23 protein-coding genes are annotated in these 22,757 nt (G+C 72.6%); 12 read left to right on the top strand and 11 right to left on the bottom strand.

Annotated features, from left to right (window positions below):
• The first annotated feature begins 35 nt into the window (after positions 1 to 35).
• Positions 36 to 1,175 (top strand): septum formation family protein, encoded by a 1,140-nt coding sequence (locus tag ABD944_RS09530; protein WP_345174466.1) that lies wholly within the window; start codon positions 36 to 38, stop codon positions 1,173 to 1,175.
• A gap of 47 nt (positions 1,176 to 1,222) precedes the next feature.
• Here the strand turns inward: ABD944_RS09530 and secD are convergent, their stop codons facing one another.
• The gene (gene secD, locus ABD944_RS09525; protein WP_345174464.1) at positions 1,223 to 3,493 is read right to left on the bottom strand and encodes a protein translocase subunit SecD; all 2,271 of its coding nucleotides are present in this window, start codon (positions 3,491 to 3,493) and stop codon (positions 1,223 to 1,225) included.
• A 63-nt stretch (positions 3,494 to 3,556) separates the two neighbouring features.
• On the bottom strand, positions 3,557 to 3,994 hold the full coding sequence (locus tag ABD944_RS09520; RefSeq protein WP_345174462.1) for a hypothetical protein: 438 nt from the start codon (positions 3,992 to 3,994) through the stop codon (positions 3,557 to 3,559).
• Positions 3,995 to 4,293: 299 nt separating this feature from the next.
• Between ABD944_RS09520 and ABD944_RS09515 the strand changes: the two genes are divergently transcribed.
• The gene (locus tag ABD944_RS09515; protein WP_345174460.1) at positions 4,294 to 4,971 is read left to right on the top strand and encodes a hypothetical protein; all 678 of its coding nucleotides are present in this window, start codon (positions 4,294 to 4,296) and stop codon (positions 4,969 to 4,971) included.
• A gap of 125 nt (positions 4,972 to 5,096) precedes the next feature.
• Here ABD944_RS09515 and ABD944_RS09510 read toward each other — a convergent pair whose 3' ends face one another.
• The 3 genes from ABD944_RS09510 to ABD944_RS09500 all read right to left on the bottom strand — a co-directional run bounded on the left by ABD944_RS09510 (position 5,097) and on the right by ABD944_RS09500 (position 8,484).
• The gene (locus ABD944_RS09510) at positions 5,097 to 6,485 is read right to left on the bottom strand and encodes a glycine--tRNA ligase (protein WP_345174458.1); all 1,389 of its coding nucleotides are present in this window, start codon (positions 6,483 to 6,485) and stop codon (positions 5,097 to 5,099) included.
• Between the two features lie 168 nt (positions 6,486 to 6,653).
• On the bottom strand, positions 6,654 to 8,060 hold the full coding sequence (locus ABD944_RS09505; RefSeq protein ID WP_345174456.1) for a DUF1906 domain-containing protein: 1,407 nt from the start codon (positions 8,058 to 8,060) through the stop codon (positions 6,654 to 6,656).
• Positions 8,061 to 8,199: 139 nt separating this feature from the next.
• Positions 8,200 to 8,484, bottom strand: a complete 285-nt coding sequence (locus ABD944_RS09500) for an antibiotic biosynthesis monooxygenase family protein (protein WP_345174454.1) — start codon at positions 8,482 to 8,484, stop codon at positions 8,200 to 8,202.
• Between the two features lie 28 nt (positions 8,485 to 8,512).
• Here ABD944_RS09500 and ABD944_RS09495 point away from each other — a divergent pair, with 28 nt between their 5' ends.
• The 7 genes from ABD944_RS09495 to ABD944_RS09465 all read left to right on the top strand — a co-directional run bounded on the left by ABD944_RS09495 (position 8,513) and on the right by ABD944_RS09465 (position 14,137).
• Entirely contained in the window at positions 8,513 to 8,821 is a 309-nt protein-coding gene (locus ABD944_RS09495; RefSeq protein WP_345174452.1) for a DUF6703 family protein, read from the top strand.
• A 32-nt stretch (positions 8,822 to 8,853) separates the two neighbouring features.
• On the top strand, positions 8,854 to 9,804 hold the full coding sequence (locus ABD944_RS09490; RefSeq protein WP_345174450.1) for a metal ABC transporter substrate-binding protein: 951 nt from the start codon (positions 8,854 to 8,856) through the stop codon (positions 9,802 to 9,804).
• Entirely contained in the window at positions 9,801 to 10,517 is a 717-nt protein-coding gene (locus ABD944_RS09485) for a metal ABC transporter ATP-binding protein (RefSeq protein WP_378189238.1), read from the top strand. The genes ABD944_RS09490 and ABD944_RS09485 overlap by 4 nt, the downstream gene beginning before the upstream one ends.
• Positions 10,514 to 11,416 (top strand): metal ABC transporter permease, encoded by a 903-nt coding sequence (locus ABD944_RS09480; protein ID WP_345174448.1) that lies wholly within the window; start codon positions 10,514 to 10,516, stop codon positions 11,414 to 11,416. The genes ABD944_RS09485 and ABD944_RS09480 overlap by 4 nt, the downstream gene beginning before the upstream one ends.
• A complete protein-coding gene (locus ABD944_RS09475; protein WP_089312674.1) occupies positions 11,413 to 11,799 on the top strand; it encodes a Fur family transcriptional regulator in 387 nt (128 codons plus the stop codon). The genes ABD944_RS09480 and ABD944_RS09475 overlap by 4 nt, the downstream gene beginning before the upstream one ends.
• Before the next feature lie 199 nt (positions 11,800 to 11,998).
• The gene (locus ABD944_RS09470) at positions 11,999 to 13,612 is read left to right on the top strand and encodes a M4 family metallopeptidase (RefSeq protein ID WP_345174447.1); all 1,614 of its coding nucleotides are present in this window, start codon (positions 11,999 to 12,001) and stop codon (positions 13,610 to 13,612) included.
• A gap of 99 nt (positions 13,613 to 13,711) precedes the next feature.
• Positions 13,712 to 14,137, top strand: a complete 426-nt coding sequence (locus ABD944_RS09465) for an OsmC family protein (protein ID WP_345174445.1) — start codon at positions 13,712 to 13,714, stop codon at positions 14,135 to 14,137.
• A 227-nt stretch (positions 14,138 to 14,364) separates the two neighbouring features.
• On the opposite strand, the gene ABD944_RS09460 is transcribed toward ABD944_RS09465, so the two are convergent.
• Together ABD944_RS09460 and recO are read right to left on the bottom strand one after the other, a co-directional pair.
• Entirely contained in the window at positions 14,365 to 15,171 is an 807-nt protein-coding gene (locus tag ABD944_RS09460) for an isoprenyl transferase (protein ID WP_345174444.1), read from the bottom strand.
• Positions 15,168 to 15,932: a DNA repair protein RecO gene (gene recO, locus ABD944_RS09455; RefSeq protein WP_345174442.1), complete on the bottom strand. Its 765-nt coding sequence runs from the start codon at positions 15,930 to 15,932 to the stop codon at positions 15,168 to 15,170. Before recO ends, ABD944_RS09460 begins: the two co-directional genes overlap by 4 nt.
• Before the next feature lie 209 nt (positions 15,933 to 16,141).
• On the opposite strand from recO, the gene ABD944_RS09450 reads away from it, so the two are divergent.
• The gene (locus ABD944_RS09450) at positions 16,142 to 17,161 is read left to right on the top strand and encodes a M4 family metallopeptidase (protein ID WP_345174440.1); all 1,020 of its coding nucleotides are present in this window, start codon (positions 16,142 to 16,144) and stop codon (positions 17,159 to 17,161) included.
• 2 nt (positions 17,162 to 17,163) lie between these two features.
• Entirely contained in the window at positions 17,164 to 17,409 is a 246-nt protein-coding gene (locus ABD944_RS09445) for a protealysin inhibitor emfourin (protein WP_179833582.1), read from the top strand.
• A 57-nt stretch (positions 17,410 to 17,466) separates the two neighbouring features.
• Here the strand turns inward: ABD944_RS09445 and leuA are convergent, their stop codons facing one another.
• The 3 genes from leuA to ABD944_RS09430 form a co-directional block, all read right to left on the bottom strand.
• Positions 17,467 to 19,194 carry a 2-isopropylmalate synthase gene (gene leuA, locus ABD944_RS09440; RefSeq protein WP_345174437.1) on the bottom strand — a complete coding sequence of 576 codons (1,728 nt, stop codon included), beginning with the start codon at positions 19,192 to 19,194 and terminating at the stop codon, positions 17,467 to 17,469.
• 132 nt (positions 19,195 to 19,326) lie between these two features.
• Positions 19,327 to 20,181, bottom strand: coding sequence for a dimethylargininase (ddaH, locus tag ABD944_RS09435; protein ID WP_345174434.1), 855 nt, complete (start codon positions 20,179 to 20,181; stop codon positions 19,327 to 19,329).
• A gap of 1 nt (position 20,182) precedes the next feature.
• Entirely contained in the window at positions 20,183 to 20,794 is a 612-nt protein-coding gene (locus tag ABD944_RS09430) for a zinc ribbon domain-containing protein (protein ID WP_345174432.1), read from the bottom strand.
• 102 nt (positions 20,795 to 20,896) lie between these two features.
• On the opposite strand from ABD944_RS09430, the gene ABD944_RS09425 reads away from it, so the two are divergent.
• The gene (locus ABD944_RS09425; protein WP_345174430.1) at positions 20,897 to 21,745 is read left to right on the top strand and encodes a hypothetical protein; all 849 of its coding nucleotides are present in this window, start codon (positions 20,897 to 20,899) and stop codon (positions 21,743 to 21,745) included.
• On the opposite strand, the gene era is transcribed toward ABD944_RS09425, so the two are convergent.
• A complete protein-coding gene (gene era, locus ABD944_RS09420; RefSeq protein ID WP_345174428.1) occupies positions 21,736 to 22,626 on the bottom strand; it encodes a GTPase Era in 891 nt (296 codons plus the stop codon). The genes ABD944_RS09425 and era overlap by 10 nt on opposite strands.
• Positions 22,627 to 22,757 lie beyond the last annotated feature (131 nt).

The raw sequence follows: 22,757 nt of genomic DNA, 5'->3' as shown, positions 1-22,757 counted from the left end.
GGTTTTTACCGAATTGTCCGGCCTACCGTTTCGCCGTGACCACGCCACCATCTCCTGACGACGACCCGGCCGCCCCCGAACCGCCTCCCGCCTGGGCGCTCCCCGACACGCGCGCACCCGCCGCCGAAGCCCCGGCCGCCCCACCGGACGAGACCTCGCCCGCGGACGATCCGGAGCCCTCGCCCACCGCAGGCGAGCGGCCCGGCCGGGCGCGGACGAACGGCTTAGCCATCGCCGCCCTGGTCACCGGTGCCGTGGGCCTGGTCCTGTTCGCGATCGCCTTCGCCGTCGCCGCCCTGGTGCAGATCCGCCGCCGGGGAGGCGGCGGCAGGGGCCTCGCGCTCGGCGGGCTCGGCGCCTCGGCAGCCTGGCTCGCGGCGGCGGCGATCATCGCGACGCTGTTCGGCGACTCGCTGTTCTCGGCCGGAGAAGCAGAGGCCGATCCGCGTCAGCGGGACGGCTACGTGCTGTCGTCGACCCTGAAGGTGGGTGACTGCTTCACGGCGCAGACCCATGACCCGGCCGATCCGAACGTGTATCCCAGCCCCTGCGCCAGCCCCCATAACGGTGAGGTGGTCGCCAAGGCGACGCTCCCCGCCGGCCCCTTCCCCGGAGTCCAACGGCTCACCGCCCAGGCGGCGGCGCTGTGCGAGGAACGCACCCCGGACAACGTCAAGAAGATCGTGGACGACGATTTCGACGCGCGGACCGAGCTCCCCAAGCGCAAGGACTGGGAGAGCGGGAAGCGGACTGTGACGTGCACGCTCGTCTACGTCGGCGAGGACAAGTCGCTCACCGCACCGCTCAGCCGCGCCGTGATCACTCCCCGGCACGAGGCGATGTTCGAGCAGGGCGAATGCCTGGAGAAGTGGGACGAGAGCATGACCCCTCCGGTCGTGGACTGCGATCTGCCGCATCAGTTCCAGGTGCTGGCGACGTACAAGCTCCAGGGCAAGGAGTACCCGGGCATAAAGAAACTCGAAAAGATGGCCTCGGAGGGCTGCGCGAGGCGGGCGGCGGACATCTGGAAGGGCGATCCGCCGCCCGACCGCGTCTCCGCCACGTTCGCCACGCCGACCAAGCAGCAGTGGAGACTCGGCTATCGGGACGTGTACTGCCTGATCACGGGCGGCAATAACGGGCCGCTCAAGCGGTCGTTCGTGCCGAAGAAGTGACGTCCCCCTCCGGGCCGCCGCCGGGGAGGGCGGCGGCCCGGAGGGCGTCAGACGACCGCGCCCGAGCTGCCCGGGGTCCGGCGGACCGGCCTGGACTTCTGCTTGCTCTGGGGCGGCGGGGTCTTGGCGTGGCGCTCCAGGACGACGGCCAGCGGCGTCGCCGTGAAGACGCTGGAGTACGTGCCGACGACGATGCCGATCAGGAGCGCGACGGCGAAGTCGGTCAGGGAGTCGCCGCCGAGGACGGCCAGCGCCGCCAGGATGAACAGGGCGCCCACGCCGGTGTTGATCGTCCGCGGGACCGTCTGCAGCGTGCCGCGGTTGGCGATGTCGGCGAACCTCCCCCTGGGGTTCGCCGCCCACATCTCCCGGACCCGGTCGAACACGACGACCGAGTCGTTCACCGAGTAGCCGATGATCGTGAGCAGTGCGGCGAGGAAGACGCCGTCGATCGGCTTGCCCAGCCAGGCGAAGATCCCGGTGACGATCGCGATGTCGTGGAACATGGCGAGCACCGAGCCCGCCGCGAACGTCCAGCGGAACCGGATCGTCAGGTAGGCGAGCTGGGCCAGCAGGGCCACGCCGAGGGCGATGAGGGCCTTGGTCCGCAGCTCCTCCCCCAGGCTGGGGCCGATCAGCTCGTCGCGCTGCTTGGCGGCGCCGCCGCCCTCCTTCGCGAGGGCGTCCCGGATGCGCTTCTCCTCCGCGTTGCCGAGGTCGGCCGTCCGGACCGAGATGTCGTCCTTCCCCGAGGTCTGGACGACGGCGCGCGGGAATCCGGCCTCGGCGACGGCGGCGCGGGCGGCGTCGATGTCGACGTGCCGGGAGGTGGAGTACTCGACCAGGCGGCCGCCGGTGAACTCCACGCCGTAGTTCAGGCCGCGGGCGAAGATCCCCGTGACGGCGAGGACGACGGCGAGCGCGGAGACGCCGAGCCATAGGCGGCTGCGCTTCATCAGGTCGGGGCCGCTGTCCTCCAGCCACCGCCGGATGCGGCCGGCGCCGCCGATGCCGCCCGCCCTGCCCTTGCTGAGCCGGGGCATGCGCGCGGCGGCGGCGTCGGTGAGGACCCGGCTCAGCAGCATCGCCGAGACGAGGGAGCCCAGCACGCCGATGGTCAGCGTGACGCCGAAGCCCCTGACCGGCCCGGAGGCCAGGAAGAACAGCAGGCCCGCGGCCAGCACGGTGGTGGCGGCGGAGTCGGCTATCGCCGACCACGCCTTGGTGAACCCGACGGCCAGCGCCGTCCGCGCGCTGCGCCCCGGCGCGGCGGCGCGCTCCTCTCTCGCGCGCTCGAAGGCCAGCACGTTGGCGTCGATCGCCATGCCGATGGCCAGGACGAACCCGGCGAGCCCCGGCAGCGTCAGGGTGGCGCCGACCGCGACGAGAGCCCCGTAGGAGATGAGCGCGTACCCGGCGAGCGCGACCGTGGCGAGCAGGCCCGCCAGCCGGTAGACGGCCACGATGAACAGGCCGGTGAGGACGATGCCGATGACGGCGGCGCGGGCGCTGGCGTCGATCGCCTCGTCGCCGAGCGTCGGGCCGACCACCCGCTGCTCGATGATCTTCACGGGGACGGGCAGCGAGCCGCCCTGGATGAGGGCCGCGAGGTCCTTGGCCTCGGAAGGGCTGAAGTCCCCGGTGATCTGGGTGGAGCCGCCGGTGATGCCGACGCCGCAGGCGACGCTCTCGGTGACCTGCGGAGAGGAGATCACCTTGCCGTCCAGCACGATGGCGACGCGGCGCTCGTCCCCCGCCGCGCAGGCGGCCTTGGCGGTCAGCCGCTCCCAGGTGGCGCCCCCGCCGCCCTTGAACCGGACGTCGACGGCCCAGCCGCCGAGGTTCTGCGGGTCGTAGGAGGCGCTCGCCGACCCGATCCCGGCACCGGTGAGCGCCGCAGGGCCGATCAGGATCTGCTGACCGCTCTCATCGGGGATCAGCTGCTGCCCCGCCGCGGGCGTGCCGGTGGCGGGCAGCACCGGGTGCGCCGTGAGCTGCGCGGTCTTGCCGATGGCGGCGGCGGCGCGGGTCGGGTCCTGGACGTCCGGCAGTTCGACGATCAGGCGCCGGTCGCCGGAGCGGGTGATGGACGACTCGGCGACCCCGAGCGCGTCGACGCGCCGTTGCAGCACCTCGCGGGCGCGGTCGGTGGACTCCCGGTCGGCCTTCACGGCCGGGGAGTCCTGCGTCTCCAGGACGATCTGGGTGCCGCCGCGGAGGTCGAGGCCGAGGCGGGCGGGTTTGGACCAGGCGAAGTAGAACGATGTGGCGAGCACGGCGAACGCCAGTACCGCCCGCACCACGTTGGCGCGAGTCAAGGGGAACCTCCACGCAGGGGTTTCGGTGCCGCACGTCGACGTGCGGCACCGGGGACAGAGAGCTCAGATCCCTGTGGAGGCGGGCGGAGCGCGCCCGCGCGGGGCGCCCCGCGGCGCGACGTCGGGCGTGACGTGCGCGGAGCCGGCCCGGACGAGGCGCCCGGACGGCGGCCGGGTCTCGTCGCCGGAGGCGGGGGGCGTCGCGTGCTCGGGCTGGACGTACGGCGCTGCCGCCGCCGCGCGGAGAGCGGTGGCGGCGATGGCGGTCTGCGCGCGCCCGGCCGTGCGCGACTTGGGGGTGACGCGGGTGCGGGCGGGCCCCTGGAGGGCGGCCCCGATCCGGACTCCGGACACCGTGCCGGTGGCGGGCGCCCTGCCCTGCATGCCGCCGGCCGGCAGGCCCGCGCCGACCGGTCCGGCGACGAAGCCGAGGAGGCCGAGCACGACGACGAGCAGCCGCGCGACGGGCCGCCGGAAGGCGGGACGGTGCGCTTCGCCCACTCCACCCTCCTCGCCCGGACCGCCGGCGGGGTGCTCGCCCCGCCGTTCACGCCAACCTAGCCCACTTTCCTTCCGGCGGCGCTCGCCCTGACTCCAGGGCGAGAACCGTGAAAGCGGGTCCGTCAAGGACGGGTTGCGTGACAAAGACGTTGCCCGTGCTCGGCCACACGGCCTTACCAGCAGACACTGGCTGGTGTCCCGATCCGGCCAGCCCGCAGTCCGCCGCCCGCCATTGCCCGCGCGATTTATGCGAATTACTTTCGCGTATGCCCACCCCGAACCGGACAGAGGAGTCTCCGGTGGCACGAATCAGACAGACCGCGATCGTCGGGACCGCCGCCCTGGCCGTCCTCGCCGCGGGGGTCGCCCCCGCGTACGCAGCGGGCACGACCATCCGCAAGGGCTCGGCCACGGCCGCCGCCTACTCCGGCAGAGTGCAGGCCTCGCTGCTCGGCACCGCGACGGTCAGCAGCTCGATCGGCAGCGGCTCCTGCAGCCAGTCGACGATGAACGGCTCCATCAACTCCGACGGCAGCGCGCTGAACGTCGCCTCCGCCACCTTCACCGGCACCGGCGGCGGTCCCTGCAGCGGCAGCACCAGCTCGACGATCACCGCGCAGAACCTGCCCTGGACGGGCGGCAACGTCACCTTCGACGCCGGGCACAGCGGCGGCCGGGACGCCACCGTCACGATCGCGAACTTCAAGGTGAAGGCCGTGGTCGACATCTTCGGCGGCATCACCTGCGTGTACGGCGGCAACCTCACCGCCAACGGCTACAACGGCGACAACGGCTCGCGGCCGGTCACCACCAGCAGCGACGCGCAGGTCGGTGTGAAGAACGCCACGGTCAACAAGCAGTCGGGCAGCAACTTCCTCTGCCCGTCCACGGCCACCGTGACCGCCACGTACGCGCTGCGCGGCGAGTCGGTCGCCGGATCCGGCACCTACAACCAGGCCCTCTACGTCACCAGCTGACCGGAGGCCGGAACGGAGCTCCCGAGGAGAGCCAGTCCCCCGCCGCGCTCCCAGGGAAAGGACGGGCCGCCCCCATGCCGGGGGCGGCCCGTCTCGTCGTCACCGGGGCGTCGCCCGGAGCCGGGTCAGCAGCCGACGAGCTGCGCGGCGAGGAACGACTCGACCTGGCTGAGCGCGATGCGCTCCTGGCTCATCGAGTCGCGCTCCCGGACGGTCACCGCGTCGTCCTCCAGGGTGTCGAAGTCGACGGTGACGCAGAACGGGGTGCCGATCTCGTCCTGGCGCCGGTAGCGGCGGCCGATGGCACCCGCGTCGTCGAAGTCGACGTTCCAGTTGCGGCGCAGCTGCGCGGCGAGGTCGCGGGCCTTCGGGGACAGGTCGGCGTTGCGCGACAGCGGCAGCACCGCGACCTTCACCGGGGCGAGCCGCCGGTCGAGCCGCATGACGGCGCGCTTCTCCATCTTGCCCTTGGCGTTGGGCGCCTCGTCCTCGGCGTAGGCGTCCATCATGAAGGTGAGCGTGCAGCGGTCGACGCCCGCCGCGGGCTCGATCACGAACGGGGTGAACCGGTCGCCGGACTCCTGGTCGAAGAACGACAGGTCGGCGCCGGACGCCTTGGAGTGCGTGGTCAGGTCGTAGTCGGTGCGGTTGGCGATGCCCTCCAGCTCGCCCCACTCGCTGCCGACGAAGTCGAACCGGTACTCCACGTCAACGGTGCGCTTGGAGTAGTGGGACAGCTTCTCCTGCGGGTGCTCGAACAGCCGCAGGTTCTCCTTGCGGATGCCGAGGTCGACGTACCACTGCATGCGCTCGTCGATCCAGTACTGGTGCCATTCCTCGTCACTGCCGGGCTTGACGAAGAACTCCATCTCCATCTGCTCGAACTCGCGGGTCCGGAAGATGAAGTTGCCGGGCGTGATCTCGTTGCGGAACGACTTGCCGATCTGGCCGATGCCGAACGGCACCTTGCGGCGCGCGGACTGCTGGACGTTCAGGTAGTTGATGAAGATGCCCTGCGCGGTCTCGGGACGCAGGTAGGCCAGGCCCGACTCGTCCTCGACGGGGCCGAGGTAGGTCTTGAGCAGCCCGTTGAACATCTTCGGCTCGGTGAACGAGCCCTTCACGCCGCAGTTGGGGCAGGAGATGTCGGCGAGGCCGTTCGCGGGCGGCCGGCCGTGCTTCTCCTCGTAGGCCTCCTCCAGGTGGTCGGCCCGGAAGCGCTTGTGGCAGGACTGGCACTCGGTGAGCGGGTCGACGAACGCCTGGACGTGGCCGCTGGCCTCCCAGACCTCGCGCGCCAGGATGACGCACGAGTCGAGGCCCACGACGTCGTCGCGGCCCTGCACCATCGACTTCCACCACTGGCGCTTGACGTTGTTCTTCAGCTCGACGCCGAGGGGGCCGTAGTCCCAGGAGGCGCGGAGCCCGCCGTAGATCTCGCTCGACGGGTAGACCAGGCCCCGCCGCTTGGCGAGGTTGACGATCGTGTCCAGCACATCGGAACGGCGTGCCATGAAAGATTCTCCATCCGGCTGGCGGTCGGCGGGAACAGTGAGTGCGCCCCGGTCCCGCGGCGACGGCGGGCGGCGGCGAGTGTGATCCCCGGTGATGTGCTCCGGCGCGGGCGCCGCCGCCGCCGGAGAGTGCCCCCAGCTTAGGGCACGGGGGCCCCTGAGCAGGAACTAGTAAACGCGCCCGTCGGCGACGTCGCTGTCGATGTTCAGGGTGACCCCGCCGTGCGTCTCCCGGTGGCCGCCGCGGTACTGCTTGACGCGGCGGTGCGGCGCCCACCAGGCGTCCGGCAGGAACGGGTCTCCGTACACGTCCGCCCGGCGGTCCCAGTTGGCGAACCAGACGCAGGACGGCTTGCTGATCGAGGACCGGCCCACGTCGCGGATGCCGGACTTGGAGCTGCTGTAGAGGCACGGCTGGTAGCCCTCGGTCTTCAGCCGGTCGACCCAGTTGTCGACGAAGCGGAGGACGGCGGCCCGGCAGGCGCTCTTCTTGTGGTCGTAGGCCTCCATGTCGTAGTAGAGCGGCTTGCCGGCCGGAATGCCGAGCGCCCGGGCCCTGCGGGCGGCGTCCGCGGCCGCCTGGGCGCCCTGCCAGGAGGCGCTCCTGGCGGTGAAGCGCTGCGGGCGGCTGCCGCACGGGGCCTGGAGGCCCACGTAGGTGGCGGTGAGGCGGTAGCCCATGGCGCGCACCTGCCGCACCCACGAGGCGGTGAGGTTCGGCTGGGCGCATCCGCGCGCCGCTCCGCCGATGTAGATGTTGGTGACCTTGAACGAGGGCCGCCAGGCCCTCATGGTCGCCAGGGACGGGGCGGTGCAGGTGTCGAACCCCTTGCCGCGCACCCACGAGCGCTCCAGTGCGGTCCCCTGGCCGGAGGCCGGGCTCTCGGCGGGCACCGGACCTCCGGTCGGCACCGGGCTTCCGGTCGGCACCGGGCCTCCGCTGGGCACGGGGCCTCCGCTGGGCGCCGTCCCCTCGGCCGGCGCCGTGGGCACGGCGGTCGCCGTCCGGCGGACGTCCGGCTTGGACGGCGCGGCGGTCCACCGGCCCGACAGCCGGGTGCCCCGCAGGATCCGCTGGAGCGCCTCCGGGCTCCCGCCGTACACGCCGGTGATCGTGACGCCGGCCTCGGGCAGGGTGAGCCGCGTCTCGTGGTCGGCGGTCCGCCGCACGGTCAGCGAGGCGAGCTTGTCGGCGTGCACGACGGTCCGCGCGGTCCGCCCGTCCCCCGCGGGCTGGAGGTGGACGGCCTCGGTGCGGCCGACGGCGCGCGCCGGGCAGTCGGGCTGCGGGCCGGGGCGGCCCAGGTAGACCGCGTGCCGGTCGTAGCGGACGCACCGGGACGGATCCCGGTCGAGCCGGTGCACCTCCCAGCCGGCCGGGACGGGGACGCGCAGCCCCCGGTACTCGACCACGCGGCCGTGCGGGCTCTCCCCGCTCCCGGCCGCCCCCCTCAGGGCGAGCGAGGCCGCCCGAGGGGGCGCGGGCCGCGCGGGGGCCGTCCCGGTGACGGTGAGGACGACGGCGACGGCCGCCGCCGCCCCGGACGGCACACTGAACAGGACGGCATGGCGCATCACATTCTCCCCCCGCGGGCCCGGCATGATCATGTGCGGGATGACCTCGGCGGAGGCGGCGAAACCGGGAGGGGTCGCTTCTTGACCGCCGATTGCCCGCATTCTGACCAGGCCCGCGCGGGACGGACCGGGCGGCCGCTCAGGCGGAGGAGACCACCTCGTAGGCGCCCGGTTCGTCCACGGCGAGGGCGGCGAGCGGCATGAACCGGAGCCGCACCTCGTAGGCGCCGAGCGCGCGGCGGTAGTGTCCGGCGCCCTCCCACTCGGTGACGAGGGCCCACAGCCCGGGGTCGTCGACGGTCCGGGCGAGGCGGCCGGAAAGGAAACCGGTGCTCGCGGCCAGGGCCTCCAGCACCGCGGTCATGCTCTCGGCGAAGCCGCCGGACTCCTCGTCCGGCACCCGGTACCGGGTTATCGCGATCATCCGTCCATCCTGGCAGTACGTTGGGCCTGTGGAGACGAGAGGTGAGCGGCCGACCGGGCTGCGGGCGGCCGTCGAGCGGCGCAGCGCGGCGCCGGTGGTGTTCCTGCACCGGCTGCCGCGGTGGGTCCTGCTCGCCGCCGTGTTCGTGCTGCTGGTGATCGGCATGGCCGGAACCGGCTGGGTGGCCGCGGCCGGGCTGCTGGTGCTCGCCGCCGCGCTCGGCTGGTTCGCCTACCTGAACTGGCCCGCGCTGGACGGCTCGGGAAGGATCCTGCGCCTCGCCGCGCTGGCCGTCCTGGTGGGGTTCGCCCTGGGACGCGGCATCGGTCGGTTTTGACAACCGTTTTCATCTTCGTCCATAATCGCACCGTGCCCCCTCTCCGCGCAGCCCTGCGAACCGCGCCGGCCGCGGCGCTCGCCCTGGCCGGGTTCGCGGCGGGCCTGACGGCCTGCGCCGACGCCGGCGCCGACGTCCCGCCCGGCAGGACCGCGGTGGTCGCGTCCTTCTACCCGATGGCCTGGCTCGCCGGGAAGGTCGGCGGCGGCGACGTGTCCGTCCGGACGCTCACCAGGCCCGGGACCGAGCCGCACGACCTGGAGCTGACGGCGCGGCAGGTCGCGAACGTCCAGGACGCCGACTACGCCGTCTACGTCAAGGGCGTCCAGCCCGCCGTCGACGACGCGGTCCGCAAGCACGCGAAGGGCAGGTCGCTCGACGCCGCGAGCCTCGTGCCGAGGCTCTCCCCGCCCGGCGAGACCGACGACGAGGAGGCCCACGACGGCGTACGGCACCGCGAGGCGTCCTACGACCCGCACATCTGGCTCGACCCGAGCCGGATGGCGACCGTGGCCACCGCGCTGGGCGAGCGGCTGGCCGCCGCCGACCCCGCGCACGCGACCGGCTACCGGGAGCGCGCCCGGGCCACCGCGCAGGCGCTGACCGGCCTGGACCGGGAGTTCCAGGACGGTCTGCGGTCCTGCGCGCGCCGGGAGATCGTCACCGCGCACGCGGCGTTCGGCTACCTCGCGGACCGCTACCGGCTCCGGCAGATCCCGGTCGCGGGCGTGGACGCGTCCGGCGAGCCGTCTCCGAAGCGGCTGGCGGGGCTGGCGCGGCTCGTGTCCTCCACCGGCGCGACGACGGTCTTCACCGAGACCCTGGCCAGTCCGCGGGTGGCCGCGAGCCTGGCGCGGGAGGCGGGCGTGCGGACGGCCGTCCTCGACCCGGCCGAGGGCGCGCCGGAGGGGGCGTCCGGCGACTATATGACGATCATGCGAGAGAACCTGCGGACCCTGCGGCCCGCGCTGGAGTGCACATGAACGAGACCACCGCCGCGCCGTTCGCGATGACCGGCGGCCTCGTCCGGCGGGACGGCCGCGCGGTGCTCGCCGACGTCGACCTGCGGGTGGAGGCCGGCGACGTGCTCGCCGTCCTCGGTCCGAACGGGGCGGGCAAGTCCACGCTCGTCAAGGCGCTGCTCGGGCTCGTCCCGCTGGCCGCCGGCCGGACGGAGATCTTCGGCGAGCCGCCCGCGCGGTTCCGCGACTGGAGGCGCGTCGGGTACGTGCCGCAGCGGCTGCCGATGGGCGGCGGCGTGCCGGCGACGGTCCGCGAGATCGTGGCGTCCGGCCGGGTGGCCCGGCGGTCGCGCTGGCGGCCCGCGCCGCTCGCCGACCGGGCGGCCGACCGGGCCGCCGTCGACCGCGCCCTGGAGACGGTCGGGCTCGCCGGGCGGGCCCGCGACTCGGCGCACCTGCTGTCGGGCGGCCAGCAGCAGCGGGTGCTGATCGCCCGCGCCCTCGCCGGCGAACCCGACGCCTTCGTGATGGACGAGCCGACCGCCGGCGTGGACGCGGGCAGCCAGGCGGCGCTCGCGTCGGCGCTGGACGAACTGGCACGCGCCGGGCGAACGGTCGTCCTCGTCGCGCACGAACTCGGGCCGATGGAGCCGCTCGTCACCCGCACGGTCGAGCTCGGGCACGGCCGCGTCGTCCGCGAGACCGCCCGGCAGACCCTCGAAAGGCCCGCGTGAGCGAGATGCTGCAGTACGACTTCATGCGCGTCGCCCTGGCCATGGCGGTGCTCATCGGGCTGACCGCCCCCGCCGTGGGGACGTTCGTGGTCCAGCGCCGGCTGTCCCTGCTCGGCGACGGCATCGGCCACATCGCGCTCACCGGCATCGGGCTGGGACTGCTCACCAGCACCTCCCCCGTCCTCGGGGCGCTGGTGGTGTCGGTGCTCGGCGCCGTCGCGATCGAGGTCCTGCGGGCGCGCAGCCGCAGCGGCGCGGACGCCGTGCTCGCCCTGCTGTTCTACGGCGGGCTGGCGGGCGGCGTCATCCTGACGAGCGTCGACGGCGGCGGCTCGGCGGGCCTGCAGTCGTACCTGTTCGGCTCGATCAGCAGCGTGACGGTGACCGACCTCTACGTCGTCGCGGGGCTCGCCGCGGTCGTGCTGGCGATCGTCGCGGTGTTCGGGCGCGAGCTGTTCCTGCTCTGCCAGGACGAGGAGGTCGCGCGGGCGGCCGGGCTGCCCGTCCGGTTCCTCAGCGTGCTCATCGCCGCGACCGCCGCGGTCACGGTGGTGATCTCGATGCGCGCGATCGGGCTGCTGCTCGTCAGCGCGCTGATGGTCGTCCCGGTGGCGGCGGCGCAGCAGCTCACGCGGGGATTCTGGAGCACCATGCTGTCGGCGATGGGGATCGGTGTACTGTCGGCCGTGGCGGGGCTGGCGGGTTCCTTCCAGTACGATCTTCCCCCGGGCCCCTCGATCGTGTTGCTGGCGCTCGCGGTGTTCGTGGCCGCGGTCGCCGGGGGCTCGGTGGTGCGCCGCAGGCGCTCTCGTGCCGCGGCCGACGCCGTCACCGCGGGGGGCGCCGGGCCCGGCGCCCCGCCACGCGTGGATGCCGAGGCGGAGGTGTTGAGGGGATGACGACGGCCCGCCGGGACGCGGTACGGCAGGTGCTGGCCGGCTGCGAGGGTTTCCGCAGCGCCCAGGACATCTACGCCGATCTGCGCGCCGACGGTTCCAAGATCGGCCTCACCACCGTCTACCGGGCGCTGCAGGCGCTCAGCGACGCGGGCGAGGTCGACGTGCTGCGCACCGACGAGGGCGAGGCCGTCTACCGCGCCTGCCGCACCGAGCAGCACCACCACCACCTGGTCTGCCGCGACTGCGGCCGGACGGTCGAGGTCGAGGGCCCGGCCGTGGAGCGCTGGGCCGACACGATCGCCGCCGAGCACGGCTTCGTCGACATCACCCACACCGTCGAGGTCTTCGGGACGTGCGCGAACTGCGCCGCGAAGCCGTCCTGAAGTCCCCGCAACCCCCGGGCCCGCAGGTCCGCCGCTGCTTGAAATCGGACAAGGCCGGTAATTCACACGCTCTGTAGGCGTTTCTTGGCAAATTGTTATATCTACTTCCCAGTAGCCCTATGTCATAAATGTCCCGTCGCCACGGCGGGCCCGACGGAGGGTCCTCGGGGGAGCGTGGCGCCCGCACGAGAGGGCGTTCATGACAAGACGGGCGTTCACCAGCCGAAGGATCTCGCTCCTGGCCTCGGCGACGTTGCTCGCGTCGGCCGCCACCGCGCTCCCCGCCTCCGCGCGGCAGCCGGCGTCACCACCGAGTCCGCGCGCCGCCGCCGAGCACGCGCTCCGGGCGCTCACCGGCCGCGCCGCCGAGGTGCGCGGCGGCGACGGGCAGGCGTTCCAGGTGGTCGGGGTCGGCATCGACCGCGACGGCACCTCGCACACCCGCATGACCCGCACCTACGACGGCCTGCCCGTCCTGGGCGGCGACATCATCGTCCACGAGACGGCGGCCGGGACGTGGCGCGGCACCAGCCTCACCCTCACCAAGGCGCCGTCGGACTCCAGCCCGGAGGTCTCCGCCAAGACCGCCCAGAAGCGCGCCGTCACCAAGAACCGCAAGGCCGACGGCTCCCCCGCGCTCGTCGTGGAGTCCCGCACCGCCGACCACGCGCCGCGCCTCGCCTGGCGCGTCCAGACGGTCGGGAAGAAGGCCGACGGGACGCCCAGCCGCGTGCTCACCTCCGTCGACGCCGCCACCGGCAAGGTGCTGCTGAACGAAGAGACGATCAAGACCGAGGCGGGCGACGGCAAGTCCCTCTACACCGGGACCGTCCCGCTCCAGACGACGCCGTCCGGCGGCGTCTACCAGCTGAAGGACCCGACGCGCGGCAACACCTACACCGGTGACGCCCAGAACGACACCGACCTCTGCTTCCTCAGCTGGTGCTTCCACCGCGCCCCCGCCACCCTGTTCACCGACGCCGACAACCACTGGGGCAGCGGCACGACGTCCGACCGCGCCACCGTCGCCGTCGACGCCCAGTTCGGCACCAACGAGACCTGGGACTTCTACAAGAACGTCTTCGGCCGCACCGGCATCGCGGGCGACGGCAAGGGGTCCTACAACCGGGTCCACTACGGCAGCGGCTACGCCAACGCCTTCTGGGACGACTCGTGCTTCTGCATGACCTACGGCGACGGCGACGGCAGCCAGCTCGGCCCGCTCACGTCCCTGGACGTGGCCGCGCACGAGATGAGCCACGGCGTCACCAGCTCCACCGCGAACCTCACCTACAGCGGGGAGTCCGGCGGGCTGAACGAGGCGACGTCCGACATCATGGCCGCCGCCGTGGAGTTCTACGCGAACAACTCCAACGACCTCGGCGACTACCTCGTGGGCGAGGAGGTCGTCCTGCCCGGCTTCGGCAAGCCCGCGCTGCGCTTCATGGACAAGCCCAGCAAGGACGGCAGCTCCGCCGACTCCTGGTCGACCAGCACCAAGAACCTCGACGTGCACTACTCCTCGGGTGTCGCCAACCACTTCTACTACCTGCTGTCCGAGGGCAGCGGCGCGAAGACGATCAACGGCGTCTCCTACAACAGCCCCACGTCCAACGGCTCCACGATCACCGGCATCGGCCGGGACGCCGCCACGAAGATCTGGTACCGGGCGCTCACCACGTACATGACGTCCTCGACCAACTACGCGGGAGCGCGCACCGCGACCCTGAACGCGGCCAGGGACCTCTACGGCGCGGGCAGCACCCAGTACAACACCGTCGCGGCGGCCTGGTCCGCGGTGAACGTCAACTAGTCCCGATCCCGGCGGAACGCCCCGCACCGGTCCTCCGGCGCGGGGCGTTCCCGCGGTTCGGGTGATCCACCCGCCGCGCCATGGTGAAGAATCGGGGGCATGGCTACGACACGCACCGCGAACGCGCATTGGGAAGGCTCTCTCCTGGACGGCCAGGGGACCGTCTCGCTGGACTCCTCCAAGCTCGGCACCTACGACGTGACCTGGGCGTCGCGGTCGGAGGAGCCCGGCGGCCGGACGAGCCCCGAGGAGCTCATCGCCGCCGCGCACTCCACCTGCTACTCGATGGCGCTCTCGCACGGCCTCGCCGGCGCCGGCACCCCGCCGGAGAAGGTCGACACCAAGGCCGAGGTCACCTTCCAGCCGGGCGAGGGCATCACCGGCATCCACCTGACCGTCCGGGCCAGCGTCCCCGGCCTGTCCGCGTCCGACTTCGAGAAGGCCGCCCAGACCGCCAAGGAAGGCTGCCCCGTCAGCAAGGCTCTGGCAGGAACCAAGATCACCCTGGACGCCGCCCTGGTCTGACCCCCGGGCCCGGAAGTCCGCCAGACCGCAGGAGCGACCCAGCGGACGCACCAAGCCCAGCGGGGAAGGAACGGGCCCACCAAGCCCAGCCGCTTCCCCAGCCACGCGACAACCTGAACAGTCGCGATCGCGTCCGAAGGCAGATTCGAGCGGAGCGAGAATCTGATCGCGCAGCGAGCCGCAAGGCGAGCCGGAGCGATGCAGCGATCGCACGCAGTGGGTGCGGTTCAGAGGCCCCCGGGCCTCTGAACCGCACCTACTGCATTAGGCACAGCTCCGCCGTAGCGGCGGTCTCGGGAGGCGTAGAGCTCGCAGGCGTGCCAGAGGTGGCGGCGGTCGAAGTCCGGCCAGAGGGTGTCGAGGAACACCATCTCGGCGTAGGCGGACTGCCAGAGCAGGAAGTTGGACGTGCGCTGCTCCCCGGAGGAGCGCAGGAACAGGTCGACATCGGGGATGCCGGGTTCGTCCAGGTAGCGGGCGAAGACCTTCTCGTTGATCTTGCCGGGGTCGAGGCGCCCGTCGCGGACGTCCCGGGCGATCGCCGCGGCCGCGTCGGCGATCTCGGCGCGGCCCCCGTAGTTCACGCAGAACTGCAGGGTGAGGACGTCGTTGTCGCGCGTCATCTCCTCGGCCGTCTCCAGCTCCTTGATGACGCTGCGCCACAGCCGGGGCCGGCGGCCCGCCCAGCGCACCCGCACGCCCATCGAGTGGAGCTGGTCGCGGCGGCGGCGGATCACGTCCCGGTTGAAGCCCATGAGGAAGCGCACCTCGTCGGGCGAGCGCTTCCAGTTCTCGGTGGAGAACGCGTACGCCGACAGGTAGGGGACGCCGAGCTCGATCGCGCCCATGATCACGTCGAAGAGCGAGTCCTCGCCGCGCTTGTGCCCCTCGGTGCGCGGCAGGCCGCGCTCCTTGGCCCAGCGGCCGTTGCCGTCCATGACGATGGCGATGTGCCGCGGCACCAGGTCGGCGGGGATCGGGGGCGGGGTGGCGCCGTCCCGGTGCGGTTCCGGCGGCGATACGGCCCTGCTCAAACTCTCTCCCTATCGGTGTCGTCGTCGCGCGTCTCGCGCTCCACATGGCGCAGGGAACGGATCCCGTGCTCCAGATGCCACTGCAGGTAGGCGGCGACCAGGCCGCTGGTCTCCATCCGGTGGCGCTGCTCGCTGCCGTCGGCGTACTCCCAGTCGCCGCGCAGCAGCGCCAGCATCAGCGCGAACGTCGGCGGCGCCGGGGTCGCGGCGCCCGGCTGGCGGCAGCCGGCGCACACCGCGCCGCCCGCCGCGATGGCGAACCCGCGCAGCCCGCCGCGGTTGCCGCACCGGCAGCACTCGTCGAGCGCGGGCGCCCAGCCCGCGACCGACAGGGAGCGCAGCAGGTAGGCGTCCAGGACGAGCCGGGGGTCGTGGGCGCGCTCGGCGAGCGTGCGCAGCCCGCCGACCAGCAGCAGGAACTGCCGCAGCGCGGGCTCGCCCTCCTCGCTGGTGAGCTTCTCCGCGGTCTCCAGCATCGCCGTCCCCGCCGTGTAGCGGGGGTAGTCGGTGACCAGCGCCTCCCCGTACGGGCGCAGGGTCTCGGCCTGCGTGATCAGGTCGAGGGAGCGCCGCTCGTACAGCTGCAGGTCCACGTGCGTGAACGGCTCCAGCCGCGCGCCGAACCGGGATCTGGTCTTGCGGACCCCCTTCGCCGCGGCGCGGATCCGGCCGGTCCGCCGGGTCAGCACCGTGACGATGCGATCGGCCTCGCCCAGCTTCTGGGTGCGCAGGACGATGCCTTCGTCGCGGTACAGGGTCACCCGTTCATTCTGACGCACGCCGCCCGATGCCTCGGTGCGCCGGGGGCATCTCCCCAGGATCTTCACAAGTCGCACAGCGACGCCGCTGCGCGGCAAGCCGAACACGCAACGTGACCGGATTCGGCCGTAGCGGTCCCCCGAAAGTCATGGCCGGAAGCACGGGCACCTGGCAGCGTTGTGGCATGAGATGCCACATCGTGCCACCGCACATGCTGGAACGGATCGCCCGCGATGCCGATGACCCGGCCATACGCGGCCGGGCCCGCCGTACGCTGGCGCTCACCTCCGCCCAGTTCACCGAGCGGCGGACGGCCGCGGCCGGGGCCCCCTCCCCGTCCGAGGACTTCGTCCCCGACCGGACGATCAACGACGCCGAGCACCGCGAGGACCTGCCCGGCCGCAAGGTGCGGGCCGAGGGAGCCCCGGCCACCGGCGACCCGACCGCCGACCGGGCCTACGACTGGCTGGGAGCGACCTTCGACTTCTTCGAGGCCGTGTACCGGCGCGACTCGATCGACGGCGCGGGCCTTCCGATGGTCTCGACCGTCCACTACGGCGACGGGTACGACAACGCCTTCTGGAACGGCGAGCAGATGGTGTACGGCGACGGCGACGGCGTCCTGTTCACCGACTTCACCGCGCCCCTCGACGTCACCGGGCACGAGCTCGTCCACGGCGTCACCCAGTACACGGCGAACCTGGAGTACTACGGCCAGTCCGGCGCGCTCAACGAGTCGGTGTCCGACGTGTTCGGCTCGCTCGTCAAGCAGTGGCATCTCGGCCACAGCGCCGACCGGGCCGACTGGCTCATCGGGCAGGGGCTGCTCGCGCCGGGCGTCAGCGGCGTCGCGCTCCGCTCCATGAAGGCGCCCGGCACCGCCTATGACGACCCGCAGCTCGGCAAGGACCCGCAGCCCGGCCACATGGACCACTACGTCGAGACCTACCGCGACAACGGCGGCGTCCACATCAACTCGGGGATCCCCAACCACGCCTTCTACCTGGCCGCCACCGCCATCGGCGGCAACGCCTGGGAGAAGGCCGGACGCATCTGGTACGACACGCTCACGGGCGGCTCCCTCGCCGCCGACGTCGACTTCGCCGGCTTCGCCGCCGCGACGGTCCGGGCCGCCACCGCGCTGTACGGGGCCGGGACCGCCGAGACCGAGGCAGTGAATCGGGCCTGGACGGGGGTAGGCGTCTCCTTGGAGGCGAACGAGACGCAGTGAGAGTGACAGTCGTCCGCAGCGGCGGGTTTGCGGGGATCGAGCGGCGCGCCGAGTCCGACAGCGCCAGCGATCCCATGCTGTCCAGGCTCGTCGGCCGCGTCGATCTGAAGAGCGTGCCGCCACCGGGCCGAATTCCTGACCAGTTCCTGTACGAAATCGACATCGACGGCGACCGGACCACCGTGGGTGAGGCCCAGCTCCACGGGCCCCTTCGCGAACTGGTCCACCACGTCCTCGGTCGCATCTGACCGTTTCGTCTCGGGTTCAGGAGGCCGGAAGCACCTGAACCCGAGACAGCCGGCCGCTCAGCTCCCCTGCGCCCGCGCCACCCGGTTGACGGCCGACAGCATCGCCTTGAGGGACGCGGTGACGATGTTGCCGTCGATGCCGACGCCCCACACCGTCGTGCCCTCGCCGTCGCCGAACCGCACGTCGCACTCGACGTAGGCGGCGGCGCGCGCGTCGCCGCCCGCGCTCATCGCGTGCTCGGCGTAGTCCAGCACCCGGACGTTGATCCCGACCGCGGTGAGCGCGTCCTCGAACGCCGAGACGGGGCCGTTGCCGACGCCCTCGATCTCGCGGATCTCGCCGTCCACGCGGACGTCGCAGCTGAGCGCGTCCTTCTCGTCCACCCGGGACGTCGTGCGGTGCGCCAGCAGCCCGGCGCGCGGGCCGTTGGCGAGGAACTCCGCCTCGAAGATCTCCCACATGCGCTCGGCCGTGACCTCGCCGCCCTCGCTGTCGGTGTGCTCCTGCACGACCCGGGAGAACTCGATCTGGAGCCGGCGCGGCAGCTCCAGCGCGTGCTCGGTCTTCATGATGTAGGCGACGCCGCCCTTGCCGGACTGGCTGTTCACCCGGATCACGGCCTCGTACGTCCGGCCGACGTCGTGCGGGTCGATCGGCAGGTACGGGACCTCCCACCCGTACTGCTCCACCGGCACGCCCGCGGCCTCGGCGTCGCGGCGCAGGTGGTCGAAGCCCTTGTTGATGGCGTCCTGGTGGGAGCCGGAGAACGCGGTGTAGACCAGGTCGCCGCCGTAGGGGTGCCGCTCGTGCACGGGCAGCTGGTTGCAGTACTCGACCGTGCGGCGGATCTCGTCGATGCCGGAGAAGTCGATCTGCGGGTCGACGCCCTGGGTGAACAGGTTCAGGCCGAGGGTGACCAGGCACACGTTGCCGGTGCGCTCGCCGTTGCCGAACAGGCAGCCCTCGATGCGGTCGGCGCCCGCCATGTAGCCGAGCTCGGCGGCGGCGACGGCCGTCCCGCGGTCGTTGTGGGGGTGCAGCGACAGGATGACGGAGTCGCGGTAGGCCAGGTTCCGGCTCATCCACTCGATCTGGTCGGCGTAGACGTTCGGGGTGGCCATCTCCACCGTCGCCGGCAGGTTCACGATGACCTTCCGGTCAGGCGTCGGCCGCCACACGTCGTTGACGGCGTTGCAGACCTCCACGGCGTACTCCAGCTCCGTGCCGGTGAACGACTCGGGCGAGTACTGGAAGTAGATCTCGGTGTCGCCCATGTCCTCGGCGAGCTTGGCGCACAGCTTCGCGCCCTCCACCGCGATCGCGGTGATGCCGTCCCTGTCCTGCCCGAACACCACGCGACGCTGGAGCGTGCTGGTCGAGTTGTAGAGGTGGACGATGGCCCGCCTGGCGCCGCGTACCGCCTCGAAGGTCCGCTCGATCAGTTCGGGGCGGGCCTGCGTCAGCACCTGGACGACGACGTCATCGGGGATCCGGTCCTCCTCGATGATCTGCCGGACGAAGTCGAAGTCGGTCTGGCTGGCCGCCGGGAACCCGACCTCGATCTCCTTGTAGCCCATCCGCACCAGCAGCTCGAACATCTTGAGCTTGCGGTGGGAGTCCATCGGGTCGATCAGCGCCTGGTTGCCGTCGCGCAGGTCGACCGCGCACCACCGGGGAGCCTCGGTGATCACCTGGTCCGGCCAGGTCCGGTCGGGCAGCCTGACGGGCGCGAACGGCTTGTAGCGCTGGAAGGGCATGCCGGAAGTCTGCTGTTGCGGATACATCCGTTGAGTTCTCTCTGCTCGAACCTCACGGCCGACGTCCACGGCGAAGCCCCGCAGCGAGGGAGCCGGCCTGGTTACGGGGCCCCGCTGCGGCCGCTAAGGAGGAGCAGCTCACGCAACACGTCCGCCAAGTTAACAGATGCCATCCGCGTTACGGAAACCGATGTCCGGATGCTGAGACGTCCTGCCCGGCCCGCGGTCCCGCCACGGTCCGGGGACGAGCACGGAGAGGCAGGTCACGCAGCCGTCGAGCGCCTCGAACTCGCTGATGTCGACGCTCGTGACGCGCAGCCCGTCGGCCGCCAGCCGGGCGGCCGTGCGCGGGGCGGACGCCGCCATGAGGACGTGGTCGGGCCCGAGCACCACCACGTGGGCGCCCTCCGGCTCAGGCGCGACCCGCAGGCACGGCAGCACCGCGGTGTCCACCATCTCCGGAACGCCGATGAGGCCGCCGTCCGGCAGCGCGGTCATCGCCGACTTCAGGTGCAGGCAGCCGCGGACGTCCACCGGGACGACCCTCCGGCCGCCCAGCAGGCGCGCCAGCTGGCAGATGCCCTCTTCGTTCGTCCGGTCGCCGCGTCCCACGTAGACGGTGCCGCCGACGGCCAGGACGTCCCCGCCGTCCAGCGTCCCCGGCTCCTCGATCCGCGCGACGCGCAGGCCGAGCTCGCGCGCGGCCCGTTCCGCGCCGGCGGCCTCGCCGCGGCGGCTCGGCGCCCCGGACCGGCAGACGACGGCCACGTCGCCGCACACGACCAGGGCGTCCTCGACGAACACGGCGTCGGGCAGGTCGTCGGCGGGTGCGACGGCGCGGACGCTCCATCCCGCCGCGCGCAGCGCCGCGACGTACGCCGCGTGCTGGCGCTCGGCGAGCTCCACGTCCACCGGGCGGCGGGCGGCATGGGTGACGAGGCCCTCGACGAGACGCGGGCCCGGCGGCCGGACCAGCGCCCTGCCCGCGGATGCGGTACCGGCGGCGGCGTCCATGTCAGCGCGCCGCCCCCTCCGTCGTCACGATGACGCCGAGCGCGTAGGCGCGGGACATGCCGAGCAGGTCGGCGATGCCGTGCAGGGCGAGCCGCTCCCCCTCGCCGAGCGGCCCGTCCGCCAGCCCGATCCGGACGGCCTGCGCGAGGAACCACTCCTTGGCCTCGACGGCGAGGTGCGCCCCGGCCCGGACGACCTCCTGCTCGAGGAACGTGCGGCGCAGTGCCAGATCGGTGTCCACGGCGTCCGCGTCGTAGTCGGGCTCGCCGTACCCGGTGACCGTCGCGACCGCGCGGGCGCGGGCCGCGGCGTCGGCCGGGTCGCCCGAGCGCAGCACCAGGGCCGCGGCGGCCCGCATCCCGGCGGCCAGGGCCTCGGCCATCTGCTGCGCGGTCGGCGCCCGCAGGGCCGACACGGGGAGGCGGGCGCGGCAGGTGCGGCACTCCACGGCCTGCCCGAGGCGCCACAGCGGCACCATCGGGACGAAGAAGACCGAGAACCAGCGGCGTCCGGCGCGCCTGCGGTAGGCGCGGTCGCCGCCGCACCGCGGGCAGTGGAACGTCCCCTCGCTGACCGTACGGAACACCGCCGTCAGGCCAAAAACGAGCAACACCGGCGCTCTCCTCCCATAACGGACTTCGCCCCAACCTACCGACCCGCGGGCGCCCCGGGTGGACCTCCCGGACAATGCCCGCCGTGCGTTTACGCTGGGTTCATGACCGGTGACCTGGGATCCGACGCGGGACGCGCGCGGTCGCGCCCGTCCTTCCTGCCGCCCGTCGACGGCTACCCGCCGCAGCACGACGGCCAGGCCGAGACCGTCCCCTCCCCGCCCGCCGCGTCCTCCCGGACCGGCGGCGCCGCCTGGGTCCTCGCCCTGATCGCCGCCGCGTCGCTCCTGCTGGTGTCGGCGTTCCTTCCGTGGGCGCGCGCCGAGGTCGTCGTCGACCTGTTCGGCCGCTCGCTGAGCCGCGACCTCGGCAGCGTCGCGGGCATCGACGCCGACGACATCGTCCTCGCCGTCCCGGTCCTCGCCGTGATCGCCATCGCGCTGGCCGCCTGGGACCTGATCGGGCGCGACGCCCGGATCGGCGCGCTCGCCGCGGTCCCCGGCATGCTCGCCCTGCTGGTGTGCGGGATCTTCGTGCTGCGGCTCGGCCACGTCCGCGACGACCTGCCCCGGACCGGCCTGGACCTCGGCTACCAGATCACCGTCCGGTTCGGCTGGTACCTCGCGGTCGTCGCGGCCCTGCTCGTGGTCGGCTTCAGCCTCGCCCGCCCGGTCAGCGACAAGGTCGCCAAGTCGCAGCGGCGCCCGGACGGGGACTACCCGCGGCACCCCTACACGGACCCGCAGTACACCGACCCGCAGTACACCGGCCAGCAGTACCCGGAGCAGGCCCCGACCGGCGAGTACGCCGCCTGGCCGTCGGAGGACCAGGCGTGGGGCCGCCAGGACCCCCCGCACGAGGACGCCCCGCCCCCGGAGGACGCCCCGAAGAAGGAGCCCGGTGGAAAGCCCCGGACCTCCGAGCAGGACCCGGAGGACGCCGGTCAGTCGTAGAAGCCGAGCCTGCGGAGCTGCTTGGGGTCGCGCTGCCAGTCCTTGAGGACGCTGACGCGCAGGTCGAGGAACACCTTCGTGCCGAGCAGCGCCTCGATCTGCCGGCGCGCCGCCGCGCCGACCTCCCGCAGCCGCGAGCCCTTGTGCCCGATGATGATCCCCTTCTGGCTGGACCGCTCGACGAACAGGTGCGCGTAGACGTCGACGAGGTCCTCGCGTCCCTCGCGGGGCGCCATCTCGTCCACGACGACGGCGATCGAGTGGGGCAGCTCGTCCCGGACGCCCTCCAGCGCCGCCTCGCGGATCAGCTCGCCGACGAGGACCTGCTCGGGCTCGTCGGTGAGATCGCCCTCGGGGTAGAGCGGCATCCCCTCCGGCAGATGGGAGATCAGCAGGTCGCCGACGAGGTCGACCTGGAAGCCGCTCTCGGCGGAGCACGGCACGATGTCGGCGAACTCCCCGAGCCGCCCGACCGCGAGGAGCTGCTCGGCCACCTGCTCGGGCGCGGCGAGGTCGGTCTTGGTGACGATCGCGACCACGGGCGTCTTCTTCACCCCCGCCAGCTCCCTGGCGATGTACTTGTCGCCGGGCCCGACCGGCTGGTCGGCGGGCACGCAGAACCCGATCACGTCCACCTCGGTCAGCGTGGACCGCACGAGGCTGTCGAGCCGCTCCCCGAGAAGCGTCCGGGGCTTGTGCAGACCGGGGGTGTCGACCACCACGAGCTGCGCGTCGGGACGGTGCACGATCCCCCGGATGGCCCGCCGCGTCGTCTGCGGACGGCTGCTGGTGATCGCCACCTTCGTCCCCACCAGCGCGTTCATCAACGTCGACTTGCCCACATTGGGCCGCCCGATGAAGCAAGCGAAACCGCTGTTCATGGCCTTTCTCTCCTCCTTCGGGCCTTGCGGCCCTCCATCGTCGAGAAAAGCGAGCGATCGCCGGCATCGCTCCGTCTCGCTGTGCTCATTGCAGCGCCCTCCTCCTTCGGGCCTTGCGGCCCTCCATCGTC

It is taken from the genome of Actinomadura verrucosospora (assembly GCF_039540335.1).
Classification (GTDB): domain Bacteria; phylum Actinomycetota; class Actinomycetes; order Streptosporangiales; family Streptosporangiaceae; genus Spirillospora; species Spirillospora verrucosospora.
The sequence above is the reverse complement of the archived record's forward strand: the minus strand, read 5'-3'. Positions and strand labels throughout refer to the sequence as shown.

Excerpts from the sequence above, each read along its gene's own strand:
- ABD944_RS09510 (WP_345174458.1), bottom strand. The coding sequence starts at position 6,485 with ATGGCACGCCGTTCCGATGTGCTGGACACGATCGTCAACCTCGCCAAG.
- ABD944_RS09505 (WP_345174456.1), bottom strand. The coding sequence starts at position 8,060 with ATGCGCCATGCCGTCCTGTTCAGTGTGCCGTCCGGGGCGGCGGCGGCC.
- ABD944_RS09500 (WP_345174454.1), bottom strand. The coding sequence starts at position 8,484 with ATGATCGCGATAACCCGGTACCGGGTGCCGGACGAGGAGTCCGGCGGC.
- ABD944_RS09485 (WP_378189238.1), top strand. The coding sequence starts at position 9,801 with ATGAACGAGACCACCGCCGCGCCGTTCGCGATGACCGGCGGCCTCGTC.
- ABD944_RS09475 (WP_089312674.1), top strand. The coding sequence starts at position 11,413 with ATGACGACGGCCCGCCGGGACGCGGTACGGCAGGTGCTGGCCGGCTGC.
- ABD944_RS09470 (WP_345174447.1), top strand. The coding sequence starts at position 11,999 with ATGACAAGACGGGCGTTCACCAGCCGAAGGATCTCGCTCCTGGCCTCG.
- ABD944_RS09465 (WP_345174445.1), top strand. The coding sequence starts at position 13,712 with ATGGCTACGACACGCACCGCGAACGCGCATTGGGAAGGCTCTCTCCTG.
- ABD944_RS09450 (WP_345174440.1), top strand. The coding sequence starts at position 16,142 with ATGCTGGAACGGATCGCCCGCGATGCCGATGACCCGGCCATACGCGGC.
- leuA (WP_345174437.1), bottom strand. The coding sequence starts at position 19,194 with ATGTATCCGCAACAGCAGACTTCCGGCATGCCCTTCCAGCGCTACAAG.
- ddaH (WP_345174434.1), bottom strand. The coding sequence starts at position 20,181 with ATGGACGCCGCCGCCGGTACCGCATCCGCGGGCAGGGCGCTGGTCCGG.
- ABD944_RS09425 (WP_345174430.1), top strand. The coding sequence starts at position 20,897 with ATGACCGGTGACCTGGGATCCGACGCGGGACGCGCGCGGTCGCGCCCG.
- era (WP_345174428.1), bottom strand. The coding sequence starts at position 22,626 with ATGAACAGCGGTTTCGCTTGCTTCATCGGGCGGCCCAATGTGGGCAAG.